The sequence below is a fragment of the Bacterioplanoides pacificum genome (genome assembly GCF_042648445.1).
Lineage (GTDB): Bacteria > Pseudomonadota > Gammaproteobacteria > Pseudomonadales > Oceanobacteraceae > Bacterioplanoides > Bacterioplanoides pacificum.
Genome location: NZ_JBHRYB010000013.1, coordinates 574687 through 594267, shown reverse-complemented (window position 1 = coordinate 594267; position 19581 = coordinate 574687). Strand labels below are relative to the sequence as shown.

The 19581-nt window shown below is 51.7% G+C and carries 21 protein-coding genes; 16 read left to right on the top strand and 5 right to left on the bottom strand.

Features of this window, described 5'->3' with window-relative positions; all coding sequences use genetic code 11:
- Positions 1–29: 29 nt before the first annotated feature.
- Positions 30–806, bottom strand: a complete 777-nt coding sequence (gene map, locus ACFOMG_RS14005) for a type I methionyl aminopeptidase (protein WP_376867484.1) — start codon at positions 804–806, stop codon at positions 30–32.
- Between the two features lie 280 nt (positions 807–1086).
- Between map and rpsB the strand changes: the two genes are divergently transcribed.
- From rpsB to rnhB, 15 genes are all read left to right on the top strand, one after another.
- Positions 1087–1827, top strand: a complete 741-nt coding sequence (gene rpsB / locus ACFOMG_RS14000) for a 30S ribosomal protein S2 (RefSeq protein WP_376867483.1) — start codon at positions 1087–1089, stop codon at positions 1825–1827.
- 95 nt (positions 1828–1922) lie between these two features.
- The gene (gene tsf, locus ACFOMG_RS13995; protein WP_376867481.1) at positions 1923–2774 is read left to right on the top strand and encodes a translation elongation factor Ts; all 852 of its coding nucleotides are present in this window, start codon (positions 1923–1925) and stop codon (positions 2772–2774) included.
- Between the two features lie 186 nt (positions 2775–2960).
- Positions 2961–3701, top strand: a complete 741-nt coding sequence (gene pyrH / locus ACFOMG_RS13990) for a UMP kinase (RefSeq protein WP_376867480.1) — start codon at positions 2961–2963, stop codon at positions 3699–3701.
- Positions 3698–4255: a ribosome recycling factor gene (gene frr / locus ACFOMG_RS13985; protein WP_376867479.1), complete on the top strand. Its 558-nt coding sequence runs from the start codon at positions 3698–3700 to the stop codon at positions 4253–4255. The genes pyrH and frr overlap by 4 nt, the downstream gene beginning before the upstream one ends.
- A gap of 28 nt (positions 4256–4283) precedes the next feature.
- Positions 4284–5048: an isoprenyl transferase gene (locus ACFOMG_RS13980; RefSeq protein ID WP_376867478.1), complete on the top strand. Its 765-nt coding sequence runs from the start codon at positions 4284–4286 to the stop codon at positions 5046–5048.
- The gene (locus ACFOMG_RS13975; RefSeq protein ID WP_376867477.1) at positions 5041–5886 is read left to right on the top strand and encodes a phosphatidate cytidylyltransferase; all 846 of its coding nucleotides are present in this window, start codon (positions 5041–5043) and stop codon (positions 5884–5886) included. Before ACFOMG_RS13980 ends, ACFOMG_RS13975 begins: the two co-directional genes overlap by 8 nt.
- A 23-nt stretch (positions 5887–5909) precedes the next feature.
- Positions 5910–7097: a 1-deoxy-D-xylulose-5-phosphate reductoisomerase gene (gene ispC, locus ACFOMG_RS13970; RefSeq protein ID WP_376867476.1), complete on the top strand. Its 1188-nt coding sequence runs from the start codon at positions 5910–5912 to the stop codon at positions 7095–7097.
- The gene (gene rseP / locus ACFOMG_RS13965; RefSeq protein ID WP_376867474.1) at positions 7094–8434 is read left to right on the top strand and encodes an RIP metalloprotease RseP; all 1341 of its coding nucleotides are present in this window, start codon (positions 7094–7096) and stop codon (positions 8432–8434) included. Before ispC ends, rseP begins: the two co-directional genes overlap by 4 nt.
- Before the next feature lie 26 nt (positions 8435–8460).
- Positions 8461–11016, top strand: coding sequence for an outer membrane protein assembly factor BamA (bamA, locus tag ACFOMG_RS13960; RefSeq protein ID WP_376867504.1), 2556 nt, complete (start codon positions 8461–8463; stop codon positions 11014–11016).
- A 47-nt stretch (positions 11017–11063) separates the two neighbouring features.
- The gene (locus ACFOMG_RS13955; RefSeq protein ID WP_376867472.1) at positions 11064–11540 is read left to right on the top strand and encodes an OmpH family outer membrane protein; all 477 of its coding nucleotides are present in this window, start codon (positions 11064–11066) and stop codon (positions 11538–11540) included.
- Positions 11541–11564: 24 nt separating this feature from the next.
- Positions 11565–12587 carry a UDP-3-O-(3-hydroxymyristoyl)glucosamine N-acyltransferase gene (lpxD, locus tag ACFOMG_RS13950; RefSeq protein WP_376867470.1) on the top strand — a complete coding sequence of 341 codons (1023 nt, stop codon included), beginning with the start codon at positions 11565–11567 and terminating at the stop codon, positions 12585–12587.
- Positions 12587–13051 carry a 3-hydroxyacyl-ACP dehydratase FabZ gene (gene fabZ / locus ACFOMG_RS13945; RefSeq protein WP_449237030.1) on the top strand — a complete coding sequence of 155 codons (465 nt, stop codon included), beginning with the start codon at positions 12587–12589 and terminating at the stop codon, positions 13049–13051. Before lpxD ends, fabZ begins: the two co-directional genes overlap by 1 nt.
- Positions 13048–13818, top strand: a complete 771-nt coding sequence (gene lpxA / locus ACFOMG_RS13940) for an acyl-ACP--UDP-N-acetylglucosamine O-acyltransferase (protein ID WP_376867468.1) — start codon at positions 13048–13050, stop codon at positions 13816–13818. Before fabZ ends, lpxA begins: the two co-directional genes overlap by 4 nt.
- A gap of 10 nt (positions 13819–13828) precedes the next feature.
- Entirely contained in the window at positions 13829–14962 is a 1134-nt protein-coding gene (lpxB, locus tag ACFOMG_RS13935) for a lipid-A-disaccharide synthase (protein WP_376867467.1), read from the top strand.
- Positions 14959–15570 carry a ribonuclease HII gene (rnhB, locus tag ACFOMG_RS13930; protein ID WP_376867465.1) on the top strand — a complete coding sequence of 204 codons (612 nt, stop codon included), beginning with the start codon at positions 14959–14961 and terminating at the stop codon, positions 15568–15570. The genes lpxB and rnhB overlap by 4 nt, the downstream gene beginning before the upstream one ends.
- Positions 15571–15579: 9 nt before the next feature.
- Here the strand turns inward: rnhB and ACFOMG_RS13925 are convergent, their stop codons facing one another.
- Positions 15580–16383, bottom strand: a complete 804-nt coding sequence (locus ACFOMG_RS13925) for a lysophospholipid acyltransferase family protein (protein WP_376867463.1) — start codon at positions 16381–16383, stop codon at positions 15580–15582.
- Positions 16384–16498: 115 nt separating this feature from the next.
- On the opposite strand from ACFOMG_RS13925, the gene ACFOMG_RS13920 reads away from it, so the two are divergent.
- Entirely contained in the window at positions 16499–17710 is a 1212-nt protein-coding gene (locus ACFOMG_RS13920; RefSeq protein WP_376867461.1) for a BaiN/RdsA family NAD(P)/FAD-dependent oxidoreductase, read from the top strand.
- Between the two features lie 50 nt (positions 17711–17760).
- Here the strand turns inward: ACFOMG_RS13920 and gloA are convergent, their stop codons facing one another.
- Genes gloA through ACFOMG_RS13905 form a run of 3 tightly spaced genes read right to left on the bottom strand, consistent with a single transcriptional unit; the run spans position 17761 to position 19559 of the window.
- Positions 17761–18165, bottom strand: a complete 405-nt coding sequence (gene gloA / locus ACFOMG_RS13915) for a lactoylglutathione lyase (protein ID WP_376867460.1) — start codon at positions 18163–18165, stop codon at positions 17761–17763.
- A 32-nt stretch (positions 18166–18197) separates the two neighbouring features.
- The gene (gene nth, locus ACFOMG_RS13910; protein WP_376867458.1) at positions 18198–18833 is read right to left on the bottom strand and encodes an endonuclease III; all 636 of its coding nucleotides are present in this window, start codon (positions 18831–18833) and stop codon (positions 18198–18200) included.
- A gap of 27 nt (positions 18834–18860) precedes the next feature.
- Positions 18861–19559, bottom strand: a complete 699-nt coding sequence (locus ACFOMG_RS13905) for a DNA-3-methyladenine glycosylase I (protein WP_376867456.1) — start codon at positions 19557–19559, stop codon at positions 18861–18863.
- Positions 19560–19581: the final 22 nt, after the last annotated feature.

Below are 19581 nucleotides of genomic sequence, written 5' to 3'. Positions count from 1 at the left end.
TGAATATGAATCTGACATGGCTGTCGCAATTACCAGTAGCGGGTCTCTTCCTGGCGGCGGGTCAGAACCTCGTAGCCGTCGGCAGTCACCAGAATGGTGTGTTCCCATTGGGCCGACAGCTTGCGGTCTTTGGTGACCACTGTCCAGCCGTCTTTCATCAGTTTGTTAAAGCGACTGCCCTGATTCACCATTGGCTCGATGGTAAAGATCATGCCTTCTTTTAACTCAAGCCCGGTACCGGCTTTGCCATAGTGCAGTACCTGTGGGTCTTCGTGGAATTCTTTGCCGATGCCATGGCCACAATATTCGCGCACGATGGAGTAGTGATTCTGCTCGGCGTGTTTCTGGATGGCGGCGCCGATATCGCCTAAACGGGTTCCGGGTTTCACCAGCTCGATACCGAGATAGAGGCACTCCTGGGTGATATCTACCAAGCGCTTATTAGGTGCCGTTGCTTCACCAACATGGAACATTTTGCTGGTATCGCCGTGGTAGCCATCTTTGATGACGGTGATATCGATGTTGATGATATCGCCTTTTTTCAGTGCTTTATCATCACTGGGAATACCATGACAAATTACATGGTTAACGGAGGTACAGATGGACTTGGGAAAACCGCGATAATTCAGCGGTGCCGGAATGGCTTGTTGGTTGTTAACAATATAGTCGTGGCAGATGCGGTCCAGTTCACCGGTTGTCACCCCGGGTTTGACGTATTCGCCGATCATCTCCAGAGCTTCGGCCGCCAGGCGCCCGGCAATGCGCATTTTTTCGATTTCGTCAGCGGTTTTGATAGTAACGTTCATACCCGTGAAATGACCTGTTGTAATGGACTGAGGACGCTATTGTACTGCCCCGGCGCAGGATTTTCAGCTGTTACCGTGAAATCGCCGGGTGGCTCTGGTATTACTTCGCTAAAAGTGATATAAAGCGCCCGCGAAATTCGCCCGCAGCAACCACAGGTTGTTGTGGTAAATAACACACACGTATCACAACGTGTTGCCGGGGTGCCGATAACAGCTTGCTGTTAGCGGTCGGCAGGATGGATACGTGGAGGCCTAACCCGATTATTAAGGTAGAAATATCATGGCACAAGTAAGCATGCGTGACCTGCTGAAAGCAGGCGTTCACTTCGGTCACCAAACCCGTTACTGGAACCCGAAAATGGGTAAGTACATCTTTGGTGCTCGTAACAAGATTCATATCATCAACCTGGAGCACACCGTTCCTGCGCTGAACGACGCGCTGCAACTGGTTGAAGGCATGTCTGCCAAGAACAACAAAGTTCTGTTCGTTGGCACCAAGCGTGCGGCTGGTAAAATCATCAAAGAGCAGGCTGAGCGCGCTAACATGCCGTTCGTTGCTCACCGTTGGTTAGGCGGTATGCTGACCAACTACAAGACCATTCGTCAGTCCATTAAACGTCTGCGTGATCTGGAATCACAGCAAGGCGATGGTACTTTCGAGCAGCTGACCAAAAAAGAAGCGCTGATGCGTACCCGTGAGATGGAAAAATTAGAACGTTCCATCGGTGGTATCAAAGAGATGGGCGGTCTGCCGGATCTGGTATTCGTGATCGACGTTGACCACGAGCGTATCGCTGTTCAGGAAGCTAACAAGCTGGGTATCCCGGTTGTTGGTGTGGTTGATACTAACTCTAACCCAGATGGTATCGATTACGTGATTCCGGGCAACGATGATGCGATCCGTGCGATTCAGATCTATGCAACAGCGATGGCTGACGCGGTTCTGGATGGCAAGCAAGGCAGCGCCAGCGAATTCGTTGAAGTTGCTGAAGAAGCGCCTGCACAAGACGCAGCTGAGTAAGCGTTGAAGCCTGATGAAAAAGGGGGCTTGCCCCCTTTTTTTGGATAAACGTTTTTTGAATAAAAGATTCGAGATACTTTAAAGAGGAATTTGACATGGCAATTTCTGCTGCAATGGTAAAAGAGCTGCGTGAGCGTACCGGCCTGGGCATGATGGAGTGTAAAAAAGCTCTGACAGCTAACGACGGTGACATCGACAAGGCAATTGAAGACCTGCGTAAAAACTCCGGTCTGAAAGCGGCTAAAAAAGCAGGTCGTACTGCGGCTGAAGGTAAAGTACGCGTTATCGTTAACGACGGTGTTGTGGTTGCCGTTGAAGTTAACTCTGAAACTGACTTCGCAGCAGGCGATGCTAACTTCGGCGCATTCGCTGATAAAGTAGCCGCTAAACTGGCTGAAACCAAAGAAGCTGACGTAGCCAAGCTGACCGAAGGTGAGCTGGAAGACGATCGTATGGCTCTGGTTCAGAAAATCGGTGAAAACGTTACTGTTCGTCGTGCTTTCGTTGTTGAAGGCGAAACTGTAGGTGCTTACCTGCACGCTAACGGTAAAATCGCTGCTATCGTTGAGCTGAAAGGCGGTAACGCTGACGTTGCTAAAGATATCGCTATGCATGTGACCGCGGTTAACCCTCGCGTTCTGCGTCCTGAAGATATGCCAGAAGCTGAGCTGGAAAAAGAGAAAGACATCATCAAGGCACAGCCTGATATGGAAGGTAAGCCAGCTGAAATCGTTGAAAAAATGATGGGCGGCCGTATCAAGAAGTTCCTGAAAGAAAACAGCCTGCTGGAACAGCCTTTCGTTAAAAACCCTGAGCAAAGCATCGCTCAGCTGGCGAAAGAAGCCGGTGCTGAAGTTGTTTCTTTCGTTCGTATCGAAGTGGGCGAAGGTATTGAAGTTGAAGAAGTCGACTTCGCTGCTGAAGTTGCTGCACAGCTGAACGGTTAATAACCGTGACCCATCACCTGGGGTTTATCGCCCCGGTGATGTCATAATATGCCGGGCTTGCCCCGGCATATTTGTGTCTCGAATATCCCTGAGGCACGGCGAAACCGGCCACAAGCCGGCGAGCAAAGCCATGATGGCTCTAACAATCAAACATCACTATTGCCTGTCTATCTGGAGAAATTCTGTATGGCCGAACAGAAAAGCCCTAAATACAAACGAGTACTGCTGAAACTCAGTGGTGAAGCCTTAATGGGTGAAATGGAATTTGGTATCGATCCGAAAGTGCTCGATCGTATGGCACTGGAGATCGGCCAGCTGAAAGGAATTGGTGTGCAGGTAGGCCTGGTAATTGGTGGCGGAAACCTGTTCCGCGGCAAAGCATTGAGTGAAGCGGGCCTGGATCGGGTCGCGGGTGATCATATGGGAATGCTGGCCACGGTCATGAATGCCCTGGCAATGCGCGATGCACTGGAACGTGCCAATATGCCGACCCGGGTAATGTCGGCAATTCCGATGAGTGGTGTGGTCGATCATTACGACCGTCGTAGCGCCATTCGTGCCCTGGATGCCGGTGATGTGGTTATTTTTTCTGCTGGTACCGGCAATCCGTTTTTCACCACCGATTCTGCAGCTTGCCTGCGGGGTATCGAAATTAACGCCGATCTGGTTTTAAAAGCAACCAATGTCGATGGTGTGTATACTGCGGATCCGAAAAAAGACCCGAATGCAGAAAAATACGACTGCCTGACCTATCAGGAAGTACTGGAAAAACAACTGGGTGTGATGGATCTGACGGCCATTTGTCTGGCCCGCGATCACAGCATGCCTCTGCGTGTATATGATATGAATGAAACCGGCGTACTGGCGCGATTATTGACTGGCGGCAATGACGGTACGCTGATTGTCAGTGAGGAAGAAAACGCATGATTAACGAAATCCAAAAAGATGCCCAAGAGCGCATGAAGAAAAGCGTCGCAGCTATGATTGAGGCGTTTAAGAAAGTGCGTACCGGTCGTGCCACTCCAGCCATTCTGGATGGTGTGATGGTCAACTATTACGGTTCGGATACCCCTATCGCACAGGTTGCTAACATCATCGTTGAAGATGGCCGCAGCCTGGCGGTGAACCCGTGGGAAAAGAACATGATCCCGGAAATCGAAAAAGCGATCATGAAAGCCAACCTTGGCCTGAACCCGGCGACTTCCGGTGATGTGATCCGTATTCCGATGCCACCACTGACCGAAGAAACCCGTAAGGAATACATTAAACAGGCTCGTGCGGAAGCAGAAAAAGGCCGGGTATCGGTGCGTAATATCCGTCGTGATGCGAACGGCGACATCAAAGCGCTGCTGAAAGAAAAAGAAATTTCTGAAGACGAACAGCGTGGCGGTGAAGAGCAGATCCAGAAACTGACCGATAAATTTATCGCGGAAGTGGATCAGCTGCTGGCAGACAAAGAAAAGGATCTGATGCAGGTCTGAGCCCGCGTGTTTCAGACGGCCATTGCTTATGTCTACCAGTATTGATGATAACCTGGCCGCTCAGGGCCAGGTGCCCAAACACGTTGCCATTATTATGGATGGCAACAATCGTTGGGCTAAAAAACGTTTTATGCCGGGCGTTGCCGGGCATAAAGCCGGCGTTGACGCTGTTCGCGCGGTTGTAGAAACCTCTGCCCGGGAAGGCGTTGAAGTGCTGACGCTGTTTGCCTTCAGCAGTGAAAACTGGCGCCGACCCGCCAAAGAAGTCAGTGCTCTGATGCAGCTGTTTGTGGCTGCGCTGCAGCGCGAAGTCAAAAAACTGCATAAAAACAATATCCGCCTGGTGGTGATGGGAGATCTGTCCGGTTTCAATGAGCAGATCCAGACACTGGTACGGGATGCCGAAGCGCTGACCCATAACAACAGTGCTATGACGCTGGTGATTGCGGCCAACTATGGCGGCCAGTGGGATATTACGCAGGCTGTCCGGCGGATTGCTACGGCGGTTCAGGCGGGAGAACTGGCCGTTGAGGATATCAACGAACAGAGCTTTCACCGTTACACCTGGTTGAGTGAGTTCCCGGCGCCGGATCTGATGATTCGTACCGGCGGAGAGCAACGTATCAGTAACTTTATGTTATGGCAGACAGCCTACAGTGAGTTCTATTTTTCCGATGCGTTGTGGCCTGACTTTAAACAACAAGAATATAAAAAAGCGTTGGCTGCTTTTGCCGAACGGACCCGCCGTTTTGGTCGCACCGACGATCAGCTTAAGGAAGACCAAGGTGACTAAATTACGCGTCATCACCGCCCTGGTGTTAGCCCCCCTGATGATTTTTGGCATTTTCTTTTTGCCATTAAAACAGTTCGCGATTTTTATTGCTGTGATTGCCACTCTGGGGGCCTGGGAATGGGCAAACATTGCCGGCTATCGTAAAAACTGGAGCCGGGTACTTTACGCCGCGGTGATGTTTATTTGTTTGTATCTGACCGCGCGCTTCCTCAAAGTAAACGAACAGTATCTGATCTATTTCCTCGCCGTCGGCACGCTCTGGTGGGCGGTAGCTTTTGCGCTGGTGAAACAATACCCGGGCGGTACCGAGCTGTGGCACGCCCGGCCAATCCGGGCATTACTGGGATTGTGTGTACTGATTCCGATGTGGGTGGGTTTTATGCACCTGAAACAACAGCCACACAGCTCGTTACTGATTGTCTACCTGATGCTGATTATCTGGGGAGCGGATACCGGTGCGTATTTTGCCGGGCGCAAGTGGGGTAAAGCAAAGCTGGCACCCAACGTCAGCCCGGGTAAATCATGGGCCGGGTTCTGGGGTGGTTTTGCCACCAGTCTGCTGGTTGCCGTGGCTTTCCTGGGCTATATCAATAGCCAGATCCAGGCGGTTGATAGCCGCTTCGCCTTGTCGTTCCTGCTGATTACCGTGATCACTGCGGTGGTGTCGGTGTTGGGTGACCTGGTGGAAAGTATGATGAAACGGCACCGGGGTATTAAAGACAGTTCGCAGCTGTTGCCCGGTCACGGTGGTGTATTGGACCGCATCGACAGTATGGCATCGGCGGTACCTGTGTTTGCCTTTTGTATGCTGATCTTTAACTGGGGACTCAGCGCCTGACGGCCTGATCTGAGTGGTAATTCATGACGGCTCGACAGGTTCAGAACATTACCGTTTTGGGGGCTACCGGCTCGATCGGCCAGAGCACGCTGGATGTAATTCGCCGCCACCCGGATAAATACCGGGTTTTTGCATTAACCGCAGCGCGCAGTGTAGACATTATGCTGCGTGATATTAATGAATTCCGGCCGCGTTATGCGGTGATGGCGGATGAAAGCGCCGCCCGGCACTTAGGTGCTGCTGATACCGGGGATACGGAAATTCTCTGTGGTGCGGATGCACTGGCGATGGTGGCTTCTCATGCTGAGGTACAGCAGGTGATGGCGGCTATCGTTGGCGCGGCCGGGTTATTGCCATCCTTAGCCGCCGCTGAAGCCGGCAAGCGGGTGTTACTGGCCAATAAAGAAAGTCTGGTGATGGCCGGCCCTTTATTTATGGCCGCGGTGGCGCGTGGCGGAGCTGAGTTATTACCCATCGACAGCGAACACAACGCTATTTTTCAGAGCCTGCCACAACATTATGGCGGTGACTTTGCGCCGCATGGCATCGACAAAATTCTGCTCACCGCGTCCGGTGGTCCATTTCGTGGTAAACCACGCTCTGAGCTGGCGGAGGTAACTCCGGCACAGGCAGTGGCCCACCCGAACTGGTCAATGGGGGCAAAAATATCGGTCGATTCTGCCACCCTGATGAATAAAGGCCTGGAGCTGATCGAAGCCTGCTTCTTATTTCATTGTTTGCCGCACCAGGTACAGGTGGTGGTGCACCCACAAAGCGTGATCCATTCGATGGTGCAATATTGTGACGGCTCGGTCATTGCGCAGCTGGGGCAGCCGGATATGCGTACACCGATCGCTTACGGGATGGCCTGGCCACAACGAATTGATGCCGGTGTGAAACACCTGGATCTATTCGACATCGCGCGTCTTGATTTTATGCCACCGGATGAAGATGCGTTCCCCTGTCTGCGCCTCGCCCGACAGGCGTTTGCTGCCGGTGGCACTATGCCTGCGGTATTAAACGCAGCAAACGAGGTAGCGGTTGACGCTTTTTTACAGCAAGAATTGTCATTTAACGCCATCCCTGTCTTGATTGAACAGGTCATGCAACGGCATTCTGTAGCCCCCACAGATCAGCTGGATATTGTGCTGGCTGCGGATGACTGGGCGCGCCAATGTGCGCGCCGCATTATTGCTGAGGATTCGTTGTGACACTGTTATATTTCATTATCGCCATCAGTGTGCTGGTGGTGATTCATGAATACGGACATTTCTGGGTAGCCCGCCGTTGTGGCGTCAAAGTGCTGCGTTTCTCAGTCGGCTTTGGCAACCCGTTATGGTCCTGGCATGACAAGCACGGTACCGAGTTTGCTATTGCCCCGATTCCGCTGGGTGGCTACGTTAAAATGCTCGATGAGCGTGAAGCTCCGGTGCCTGAACACCTGCTCGACCAGGCGTTTACCCGTAAGCCAGCCTGGCAGCGTATCGCCATTGCCGCCGCCGGTCCGGTTGCCAACTTCCTGTTTGCTATCGCCGCTTATTGGTTTCTGTTTGTCGCCGGTACCACCGGGGTGGTGCCGGTCGTGGGTGCGGTAAGTGACAACAGTGTGGCGGCGGTTGCCGGGCTTCGCAGTGGCGATGAAATTATTGCCGTAGACGGTAACGACACCAGCAGCTGGCAGGAAGTCAGCTGGGAGTTGGTGAATTTTTTAGGTGAAGATGCCGATATTCCGCTGCAGGTGTTGTCGGCTGATGGCCGTGAGCGGCCGCTGACGTTATCGGTACAACGCTGGTTGGCGGACACCGACGTTCCTGACCCGATTGCTGGTTTAGGAATTGAACCCCGGCGTCTGGATATTGCCGCCCGTATTGGTGAGTTATCGCCGGATGGCCGGGCACAGGCCGCCGGAATGCGCAGTGGTGATCAGGTGCTGGCGGTGAATGACGTTGCGGTACGGGACTGGTACCACTGGGTTGAATTAGTGCGTGATGCGCCTGAGCAGGCGCTGTTGTTAAGCGTTGAGCGTAATGGTCAGCAACAGACGCTGACACTGACGCCAGCTGCCAAGCAACTGGATGATGGCAAGGTGATCGGTTTTGTCGGGGCCGGAGTGCAGGTACCTGAATTACCACAGGACTGGTTGCGCACCTCCCATGCTGGCCTGTGGCAGGGACTGGTACTGGGGCTGGAAAAAACCTCAGATCTGATTGGTTTTACCCTCGAGTCGCTGTGGAAAATGATCCGTGGTGATGTATCGGTTAAGAACTTGAGTGGCCCGATCACCATTGCTAAAGTAGCGGGCGCTTCAGCCTCGGGCGGCTTTGAAAGTTTTGTTGGCTTCCTGGCGTTGCTGAGCGTGTCGCTGGGGGTACTGAATTTATTACCGGTGCCTATGCTGGATGGCGGCCATATTCTGTTTTACAGCGCCGAAATGCTGAGTGGTAAACCGGTACCGGAAAACATACAGATTGCAGCCATCAAAGTGGGCATGTTTTTGCTCCTGTGTCTGATGTCGGTGGCTTTTTATAATGATATCAGCCGGTTGTAAGCCGGCTTATTTGGAAACATTTTTTGATGCGTTTTTTGTTGTTCGCGCTGTTATTGGGGCTGGTATCCACAGCATCCGCCGAATCTTTTGTCATCGAAGACATTCGTCTGGAAGGGTTGCAGCGGGTTTCTGCCGGAACCGTGTTTGAACGTTTCCCGGTGAACGTCGGCGACCCGGTCGACAGTGTGCGGTTGGTTAATGCGTCCAAGCGTCTGTTCAAATCCGGCTTATTTAATGATGTTGCGTTATTGCGTGACGGCAATGTGCTGGTGGTAAAACTGGTGGAATTACCCACCATTACCAGTATTGAAATTGAAGGTAATAAAGCCATTCAGACGGAAGCCTTGCTGGATGGTCTGAAGCAATCCGGACTGGCGGAAGGGCTGGTGTTTAAACGCTCAACCCTGGAACGTATTTCGCTGGAGCTGGAACGTCAGTATGTTGCTCAGGGGCGTTATGACGCCGGTATTGAAACCGAAGTGGTGCGTTTACCACGTAACCGGGTGGCGTTAAAGATTGATGTGGAAGAAGGCAACGTAGCCACCATCGAACATATTAATGTAGTGGGGAATCAGGTGTTCAGCGACGCCGAATTGCTGAAGCAATTCCAGCTGCAAACCACTAACTTCTGGTCCTGGTATGCCAGTGACGATAAATACGCCCGGGAAAAATTATCCGCCGATCTGGAAACCCTGCGCTCTTATTACCTCGACCGCGGTTATATCCGTTTTAATATTGAATCCACTCAGGTATCGGTATCACCGGATAAAGAAGGCGTGTACATCACCATCAATATCACCGAAGGCGATGTTTACAGCATCCGTGATATTAAACTGGCCGGTGAGCTGGTGCTCGCTGAGGAAGAATTTACCCGCCTTTACCTGCTGGAACCGGGAGACACTTTTTCCCGCAGCCGGGTGACTTACAGCAGTGACCTGATGAGTAAACGGCTGGGTAACGATGGTTACACGTTCGCCAAAGTCGACGGCATTCCGAAAATTTACGATGAAGAAAAAGAAGTCGATCTGACCTTTTTTGTTGAGCCGGGCAAACGCACCTACGTACGCGCGATTAATTTCAGCGGTAACCAGAGCACTAAAGATGAAGTGTTGCGCCGGGAAATGGTGCAGATGGAAGGTGGCTGGGCGTCTACCGATAAAATTGATGCCGGTAAAAGCCGCCTCAATCAGCTTGGCTTCTTTAAAACCGTTAATGTTGAGACGCCGGCCGTCCCTGGTGCTGATGATCTGATTGATGTGAATTACAACGTTGAAGAGCAACTCAGTGGCAGCCTGAACTTTAATATTGGTTATGCCGGTAGCAGCGGCATGATTATCGGTGCCAGCGTCAGCCAGAATAATTTCCTGGGAACCGGTAACCGAATGAGCCTGGGACTGCAGAAAAACAACACGGTGCAGTCGTATAACTTCTCTTATACCAACCCGTATTACACCATTGACGGAGTTAGCCGGGGCTTTAATCTGTTCTACCGCAAAACCGATTTCAGTCAGCTGAATACGGTCAGTGATTATCAGACCAATGCCAAGGGCGCCAATATGACCTTTGGTTATCCGATTTCACACCGTCAGCGGGTGTCGATGTCGGTCGGTTATACCAATACCGAAATGTTCCTTGGCACCACAGTGCCGGCTGAAATTGAAGATTTTGTCGCCAGTGAAGGAGACAACTTCGACGAATATACGCTGGGCCTGAACTGGCGCTATAACAACCTGAACCGCGGGCTGTTCCCGACCGCGGGTACCGAACATAAAGTGTCGGCCAATATCTCTGTGCCCGGCAGTGATCTGACGTACTACAAGCTGGGTTATAACGCTAACTACTATTTCCCGATTGCCGATGAGTGGACCGTTCGCTTGCGGACTGAACTGGGTTATGGCGACGGTTTTGGCGATCAGAAGCGTCTGCCATTCTTTAAAAACTTCCGCGCCGGTGGAGTTGGCTCAGTGCGTGGTTACCGCTCGAACAGCCTGGGGCCTAAAGGTCTGCCGGATTACAGCGTAGTGAACGTGGTGGAAACCGACGCTAATGGTAACCCACAGTACGAAACCGATAACCTCGGTCGTCCGATTGTGGATAACAGTGCTCCAAACGTGGTGTACAGCACCGACGTGGACGGGGCAGCGGTCAGTATTTCTAACCCTAATCGTTATCGTCCCGTGTATAAAACAGACGGTTCCGGTTCGGTTAAAACGGCGCCGCTGTTCCTTGAGCGGGAACGTGCGCTGGGCGGTAATATCCTGACCGAAGCCAGTCTTGAGCTGATTTATCCCCTGCCATTTATTGAAGACCGCAGCTCAGTACGCAGCGTATTCTTCTTGGATGCGGGTAACACCTTTACCGATGAATGTTACACTCCGTCGGATCTGGATATCAGCGATCTGAATACTCACCCCTACTGCAGCAGCGGGATTGATCTGGCTGAAATCCGGACCAGCTTTGGCGCCGGTCTGACCTGGATCACCGCCATCGGACCGCTGACCTTCACTTATTCGGTGCCGCTGAATGAACAACGTGGCGACCGGACAGAAGGTTTCGAGTTCTCGCTGGGACAAGTTTTTTAACACTCGTATAACAATTAAGGAGCATGAGGATGCGTTGGATTATTGCGATGGCAGCAGCGCTGCTGATGAATGCCGCAGTTGCGGAAGGCACCAAAGTAGCGGTTGTGGATATGGAGCGTGCGCTGTTTTTATCGGAGGCGGCAAAAACCTCGATCAAGCAGTTTGAGAAAGACAACAAAGACTCAATCAGCAAGCTGAAAAGTCTGGAGCAACAGTTACGCGATCTGCAGGAAAAGGTGCAGAAGAATGCTGATGTGATGAGCGATGATGAACGTCGTAACTCAGCAAACGATTTCGAAGAGAAAAAGACCGAGTTCCAGTTCTTTGCCAAAAAGCTCCAACAGATGGAGCAGAAGTGGAAGCGCGAATTTTTCCAAACACAATTGCCAGAACTTGAGAAGTTGCTTAAAGCAATCATTGATGAAGCTGGGTATGATGTGGTGCTTCAGTCCGGAGCGGCGATTTATGTATCGCCAAAAGCGGATATTACCAAGTTGTTGATAGAACGTCTGAACGCCAAGTAGTTACACGATACGGATCCGACTTTTATGCAGATTACTCTGGGTGAGTTAGCCAAAACACTGGAGCTGACGCTGATCGGTGATGCCGATGCGCTGGTAACCGGCCTGAATACGCTGAAAGATGCACAATCGGGAGAGGTCAGTTTTCTGGCCAATCCCAGTTACCAGAGTCAACTGGCTGACAGCCAGGCGACAGCGGTTATTGTGGCACAGGATCTGGCCGAACAGGTTGCCGGCAGTGCGCTGGTGGCGGCTAACCCTTATCTGAGTTTTGCTCAGGCCAGTCAGTTATTTAACGACCGGCCAGCGGCAAAAACGGGTATTCACCCGGCGGCAGTTGTGGCGCACAGCGCTGAGATTGGCGCGGATGTTAGTATCGCGGCGGGTGCGGTAATCGGTGAACATTGCCAGATCGGCAGTGGTTGTGAAATCGGTGCCAACGTTGTGATTGGCGATCATTGTATTGTTGGTGATCGTTGTCAGATTAATCCGAATGTAACCTTTTACCACAATGTGGTGTTGGGCGAGCAGGTGATTGTGCACTCCGGTGTTGTGATTGGTGGTGATGGCTTTGGCTTCGCTCCGGATCAGGGCCGTTGGCAGAAGATCTGTCAGCTCGGCGGCGTGCGTATCGGCAACCGTGTTGAAATTGGCGCAAATACCACGATTGATCGTGGTGCGCTGGACGATACGGTGATCGAAGATGATGTCATCATTGATAACCTGGTTCAGATTGCACACAACGTGCATCTTGGCCAGGGAACTGCGATGGCAGGTTGTGCCGGTATTGCCGGCAGTACCCGGGTCGGTAAGCACTGTACCATTGCCGGAGGTGCCGGGCTTGCCGGACATCTCGATATTGGCGATGGTGTTCATGTGGGGCCGATGACGCTGATCAGTAAATCGATCCGCGAAAAAGGCGCTTATGCCTCCGGAACCGCACAGATGCCGATGAATGAATGGCGTCGCAGCGCGACCCGTTTCCGACAACTGGATTCCATGGCGAAACGCCTGCAACAGTTAGAGAAAATCCAGAAAGGTGAAGTTTGATGTCCCTGCATACTATTCAACAAATACAGGAATTTTTGCCACATCGTTACCCATTCCTGTTAGTTGATCGGGTCAATGAAATTGATTTAGAAGCGGAGGATGGAGCAACCATCTGCGCTTTAAAAAACGTAACCATTAACGAAGAGTTTTTTAATGGTCACTTTCCGGGCCACCCGATTATGCCCGGTGTCCTAACATTAGAAGCCATGGCCCAGTCAGCGGGTATCCTGGGACTGACCATGCTGGGTTATGAACAGGCTGCCAATACGCTGTACTATTTTGCCAGTGCCGATAATGTACGTTTCAAACAGCCGATTGTGCCGGGGGATCAGGTGATTCTGGAGTCCCGTCATATCAGCCATCGTCGCGGTATCTGGAAATTTGCCTGCCGCGCTCTTGTTGATGACAAAGTCGTGTGTTCGGCAGACATTGTCTGTGCCGAACGACAACTGGAGAATGCATGATTGATCCACGAGCCATCGTAGACCCGGCCGCCAGATTAGCGGACGACGTCGAAGTGGGTCCTTTTTCGATTATTGGACCAGACGTTGAAATTGGCGAAGGAACCGTCATCGGCCCGCACGTTATTGTGCGTGGCCCGACCAGAATTGGTAAAAATAATAAGATATTCCAGTTCGCCAGCATCGGCGAAGAATGTCAGGACAAAAAATACGCAGGTGAACCGACCACACTTTCTATCGGTGATAACAATGTGATCCGCGAAGCCTGCACTTTCCATCGTGGTACGGTGCAGGATGCCGGCCACACTCAGGTGGGTAATCATAATTTATTTATGGTCAACGTACATGTTGCCCATGATGCGATTATTGGCGACCATTGCATTCTTGCCAATGACACCAACGTCGCAGGCCATGTAAACATCGGCGATTATGTCATTCTGGGGGGTGCCACTCAGGTGCATCAGTTCTGCCATATCGGTGCGCATTCGATGTGTGGTGCCGGTAGTGTGGTGCTGAAAGATATCCCGGCGTACGTTATGTCGCAGGGTTATCCGGTACAGCCACATGGTATTAATATCGAAGGGTTAAAGCGCCGTGGTTTTGCCAAGGCAAGTATTAACCGTTTGCGTGCGGCTTATAAAACCCTGTACCGCCAGGGACTGACGCTGGAAGAAGCGTTAGTGCAGCTTGAGCCCGTCGCTGCTGAAGATGAGGCTGTCGCTGTGTTAGTCGCCAGCTTAAAAGCCGGTAATCGCGGTATTATCCGTTAAAAGAGAAGTTATGCGTATAGCCATCGTGGCCGGCGAAACCTCGGGCGATATGCTCGGCGCCGGTTTAATCCAGCAGTTAAAACAACGTTATCCCGATGCCACCTTTGAAGGTATCGGTGGCCCGCTGATGATGGCGCATGGCTTTAACAGCCTGGTACCGATGGAGCGTTTGTCGGTCATGGGGCTGGTGGAAGTGCTTGGCCGTTTGTTCGAGCTGTTAAAAGTGCGGCGTGATCTGATAAAGCGCTGGCGTGCCAACCCGCCGGATGTGTTTATTGGTATTGATGCGCCGGATTTTAATCTGACGCTGGAACAAAAGTTACGCCAATCGGGTATCAAAACGGCTCATTATGTCAGTCCGTCGGTCTGGGCCTGGCGCCAGAAACGGGTATTAAAAATCGCCAAATCGGTGGATTTAATGCTGACGCTGTTTCCGTTTGAAGCGCGCTTTTATGAAGAGCACGATGTGCCGGTAAAATTTGTCGGCCATCATCTGGCGGATAAAATTGCACTGGAAACGCCGACCACGCAACCTCGTGAGGAGCTGGGGCTGGATACCGACCGCCAGGTCGTGTGTCTGATGCCTGGCAGTCGTGGCAGCGAAGTAGAGCGTCTGGGGACGGTATTTTTAAAAACCGCCGACCTGATGTTACAGAAACGTCACGACCTGCAGTTTATTATTCCTGCGGCCAGTGTTGACCGGCGTAATCAGATTGAGCAGATGCTGGCGCATTATCCGGAGAACCTGCCGGTTAAAGTGGTGCTGGGTCGTTCGCAAACCTGTATGGCCGCGGCCGATACCATTTTATTAGCCTCTGGTACCGCAACACTGGAAGCCATGTTGCTGAAAAAGCCCATGGTGGTCAGCTATATCGTGGCGCCGTTAACCTATAAAATTCTGAAAAAGCTGGTGACCCAGCCCTATATTTCACTGCCGAATTTACTTGCCGGACGGGAACTGGTGCCGGAATTTATCCAGCATGAAGCCAGCCCGGAAAATATGGCAAACGCCTTATTAGCCCGGCTGGAAGACAGTGACGATATGCACCAGCTACACGAAACCTTCCTGTTTATTCACCGTCAGCTGAAACGCAATGCGGATGAAGAAGCTGCCGCGGCCATCGCCGAATTGCTCGACTCATGAGCGTCAACATCAAAACTGAAATTGAGCAACAGCTGCGGCAACAACAGCTGTTATATTGTGGTGTTGATGAAGCCGGCGCCGGGCCCTTATGTGGCGATGTCGTTGCTGCGGCGGTCATTCTCGATCCGCAGCAGCCGATTGCTGAGCTGAACGATTCAAAAAAGCTGACAGAAAAGAAACGCGAACGGCTATTCGATGAAATCCGCGAAAAAGCCATCGACTATTGTATTGCCCGGGCAACGGTCGAAGAGATCGACACGCTGAATATTCTCAATGCCCGTATGTTAGCGATGAGCCGCGCCGTTGCCGGATTACAGGAACGCTGTGAGCATGCTCTGATTGATGGTAATAAATTACCCGAGTTAGACATGGCGGCGACTGCCATCATTAAAGGTGATGCCTTAGTCGCCAGTATTTCGGCAGCGTCGGTATTGGCCAAGGTACAGCGTGACCGGGAAATGATTAAGCTGGATGAATTATATCCACAATACGGCTTCGCTAAACATAAAGGCTATGGAACCAAAGCCCACCTGGAAGCACTGGCAGAATTTGGCCCGTGTGACATTCACCGGCGCTCTTATGCGCCGGTAAAAAAATTGCTCGGTTAGGCTGAGCGATTAACGGAAACTGTCCCGCTGGCTGTAAACTCTGTCGCGCAGGAACTCGCGCATCGCTTGCGGCCCGCCCAGTTGTTGCAGGGTGTCAAATTCAATACGTTCGCCGATCCCCAGCCGGATAGTGGAGTTCTGCTTTTTCAGAAACTCAGCCGGAATACGTAACGTCCGTAACGCCGGATGCACTTTGCCCAGCAGATGAAAACTGCGGCTGTTATGGCCGTGGAAATAAACCGGGATCACCGGTACCTGTGCCTTTTCGATCAGCCGCATACTCGATAACGACCATTCGCAATCCTGCACGCCGCTTTGTCCCTGATACCAGGTCGACACTTCACCGGCGGGAAAAATACCCAGCCCGAGTCCCTGTTCCAGTTGCGCCAGTGATTTACGCATTCCGCCCATCCCTTTGGGGCCTGACTTTTCAAACGGGTTAACGGTAATAAACAGGTCTGAGATCGGGGCAAAATAACTCAGCAAAAAATTGGCGATCGCGCGGAATTCCGGGCGCTTGCGGCCAACAATCAATAACAGCACAATGCCATCGAGAAAACCAAACGGGTGATTGGACACCGTCACAAAGGCACCCTGTTGAGGAATTGCCCGATCCAGTGCGGCAACATCATAATCGAGGTGGATTTGCAGAAACGCCAGTGCCTCCTCAATCATGTCGATGCCCTGTTTTTCCGTCAGCTGATTATAAATGCGGTTCAGTTTCGGGCCTTTTAACAGGTACAGCAGCATATCCAGCTTACGCGGACTCAGTTTGGTAGCATCCAGTAATCCCTGGCGATCAAACAACTCCATAGTCAGGTCTCTTATAAAACGATGAGCAACTCTTCTGTGGCATAATACCAGCCCGGCTCCGGGTCGCCATAGCGCCCGCCGGACAAATGTTAACCAGCCTGAGTGTAACCGCCAAATGCTGCAGAAATACGAAGTTGTGATTATTGGTGCCGGCGCCGCAGGACTGATGTGTGCTGCTCAGGCCAGTCAGCGTGGCCGTCAGGTGCTGGTTCTCGATCATGCCAACAAGGCCGGCAAAAAAATTCTGATGTCGGGTGGCGGGCGTTGTAACTTCACCAATTATTACGTCGAACCGGAACGTTATTTATCGCATAACCCACATTTCTGTAAGTCGGCACTCAGTCGCTACAGCCAGTGGGATTTTATTGCGCTGGTTGATAAACACGGTATTCCTTACCACGAGAAAAAAGACGGTCAGTTATTCTGCGATAACAAAGCCAGCGATATTCTCAATATGTTGCTGGATGAGTGTCAGCAGGGCGGTGCCCGGGTTCAGCTGAAAACCTCGGTTGATCAGATAGAATCCTGTGCTGATGCGGAGTACCGCTATCAGTTGTCGACCAGCAGTGGAAAAATCGCCTGTCAGTCACTGGTGATTGCCACCGGCGGGCCATCCATTCCGACCTTAGGGGCAACCGGCTGGGGTTACGATGTCGCCCGGCAGTTTGGTCTACAGGTGTACCCAACCCGTGCCGGTCTGGTGCCTTTTGTCATTACCGATCAGCATAAAGCCTTGTGTGAGGCCTTATCCGGCAGTTCGCTGGCGGTATCGGTCAGCTGTAACGGCCAGAGCTTCCATGACGATTTGTTATTTACTCACCGTGGTTTAAGTGGCCCGGCGATTCTGCAGATTTCATCCTACTGGCAGCAGGGGGATGACATTGAAATCGATTTATTACCTGGTCAGGCGCTGGCGGGGTTATTGCGAGAGCAACAACACCAGCGGCCAAAAGTCAGCCTTAAAAACTGGCTGGCAGAACATTTTACCCAGAAATTTGCTGAACTCTGGTTGCAGGCTAATGATTCGTCCGCGGATCAGCCTCTGAGTAGCCGAACACTGGCGCAATTAACCGGCGAAGAGATGGATGCCATCGCCGCCGGCTTACATCAGTGGCGTATTAAACCGTCTGGCACCGAAGGTTACCGCACCGCCGAGGTGGCTCTGGGAGGCGTTAATACCGATCAGATTTCATCGAAAACCATGGAATGCCAGTCTCATCCCGGTTTGTATTTTATTGGCGAAGTGCTGGATGTGACCGGCCATCTGGGGGGCTTTAATTTCCAGTGGGCCTGGGCCAGTGCCGTTGCGGCCGCTGAACATGTGTGACAGATCAATACCACCGATCAGCCCGGCCTGGGTTGGTCGGTGGTGTTGTTTCAGAGTTCGCTGTCGAGGGTATTTTTCTTTTCGATCAGTTCGATTTTATAACCATCCGGATCTTCCACAAAAGCAATCACGGTTTTACCACCCTTGACCGGCCCTGCTTCACGGCTGACTTTACCGCCGTTATGGCGGATGGCATCACAGGTTGCCGCCGCGTTATCAACTTCGATGGCGATATGACCATAAGCGTTGCCTAAATCGTATTGGTCGGTGCCCCAGTTGTAGGTCAGTTCCAGCACTGCGCCGTCACTTTCATCGCCGTAGCCGACAAAAGCCAGGGTATATTGGTATTCGTCGTTATCGTGCTGGCGAATCAGCTGCATGCCCATCACCCGGGTATAAAAGTCGATGGACGTTTGCAGGTTGGTTACCCGCAGCATGGTATGTAAGATTCTCATCGCTGGTCTCCTGATTTCTGTTTTGTCGTGTTTCAGACTTCAGTTTTGTCTTTAAATTCACACAGATCTTCAATGATGCATGAACCACATTTGGGTTTGCGCGCGACACAGGTATAACGGCCGTGCAGGATTAACCAGTGGTGGGCATCCATCAGAAATTCTTTCGGCACGAAGCGCATCAGTTTATCTTCCACTTCGTCGACATTTTTACCGGGGGCAATTTTCGTGCGATTAGACACGCGGAAAATATGTGTGTCGACAGCCATTACCGGTTGTTTAAAGGCGGTGTTCAACACCACATTAGCCGTTTTACGGCCCACGCCGGGTAAGGCTTCCAGCAGTTTTCGCTGCTGCGGTACCTCGCCGTCGTGCAGTTCAACCAGCATCTGACACATTTTAATGGCGTTTTTCGCTTTGCTGTTAAACAGGCCGATGGTTTTTATATAGTCCTTCAGTCCGTCTTCGCCGAGCTGCAGAATGGCCTGTGGTGTGTTGGCTACCGGGAACAGCTTACGGGTCGCTTTGTTAACGCTGACATCCGTTGCCTGGGCGGATAAGGCAACCGCCAGTAATAACTCAAACGGACTGTTATATTCCAGTTCAGTTTCCGGATTGGGATTTTCGGCCCGTAAGCGGGTAAATATTTCCGTTCGTTTTTGTTTGTTCATGGCAATCAGTGGTTATGGTCGTGGGAGCTATTTTACATCCAGTCCGGCGTGATTGTCGCCAGCACTGAAGGCAACCAGCTGGCTCAGTTCCTGTAACGAGCGGCCGCTCTGCTGTTGCAGGTCGTTAAAAAAATTCTGCGCATCACGCTGAGCTTTCTGGCTCTGGATACCTGTGTCTATGATGCCATGACCACGCAGGTGGGCTTCCACATCGCGTGACAGGATAAAGGTGTCTTTACCCAGCATCCGCAACGCATACACACCGGTATTACCCCCCAGCCGGGCGCCGTGTTTTTTCAGGTGAGCCCATAACTCAATGATCCGTTCTGGCGGGTGGTCTGCGATAAAATCGCTGAAACCCTGGCCGTGATCCTGCTGGTGGAAATGAATCATGGCGGCATTCAGCGGGATGGTTTTTACCTTATTAAAGTTGCGCACAATGCGTTCATCCGTGGCTTTTTGTTCCAGCATCTCCGCCGGCATCTGTAATAATCTGGCGACGTTAAAATCCCAGAATACCTCACGGAATCCCGGCCATTTATTATCGATCACCTGCCAGTAAAAACCGCTCTGAAATATTTTGCGGGTAAATTCTTCTAACCATTGATCCGCACTGACGCGCTTTAACTGTTTGGTGTTCAATGGTTTGCTGAGCAAGCCTTCCACGACCTGTTCGCCACCTTTACGCTCCACTACCCGCTGATAAAGTTGTTGATAGCTTTCCATTAGGATGATTCTCCGGCAATTT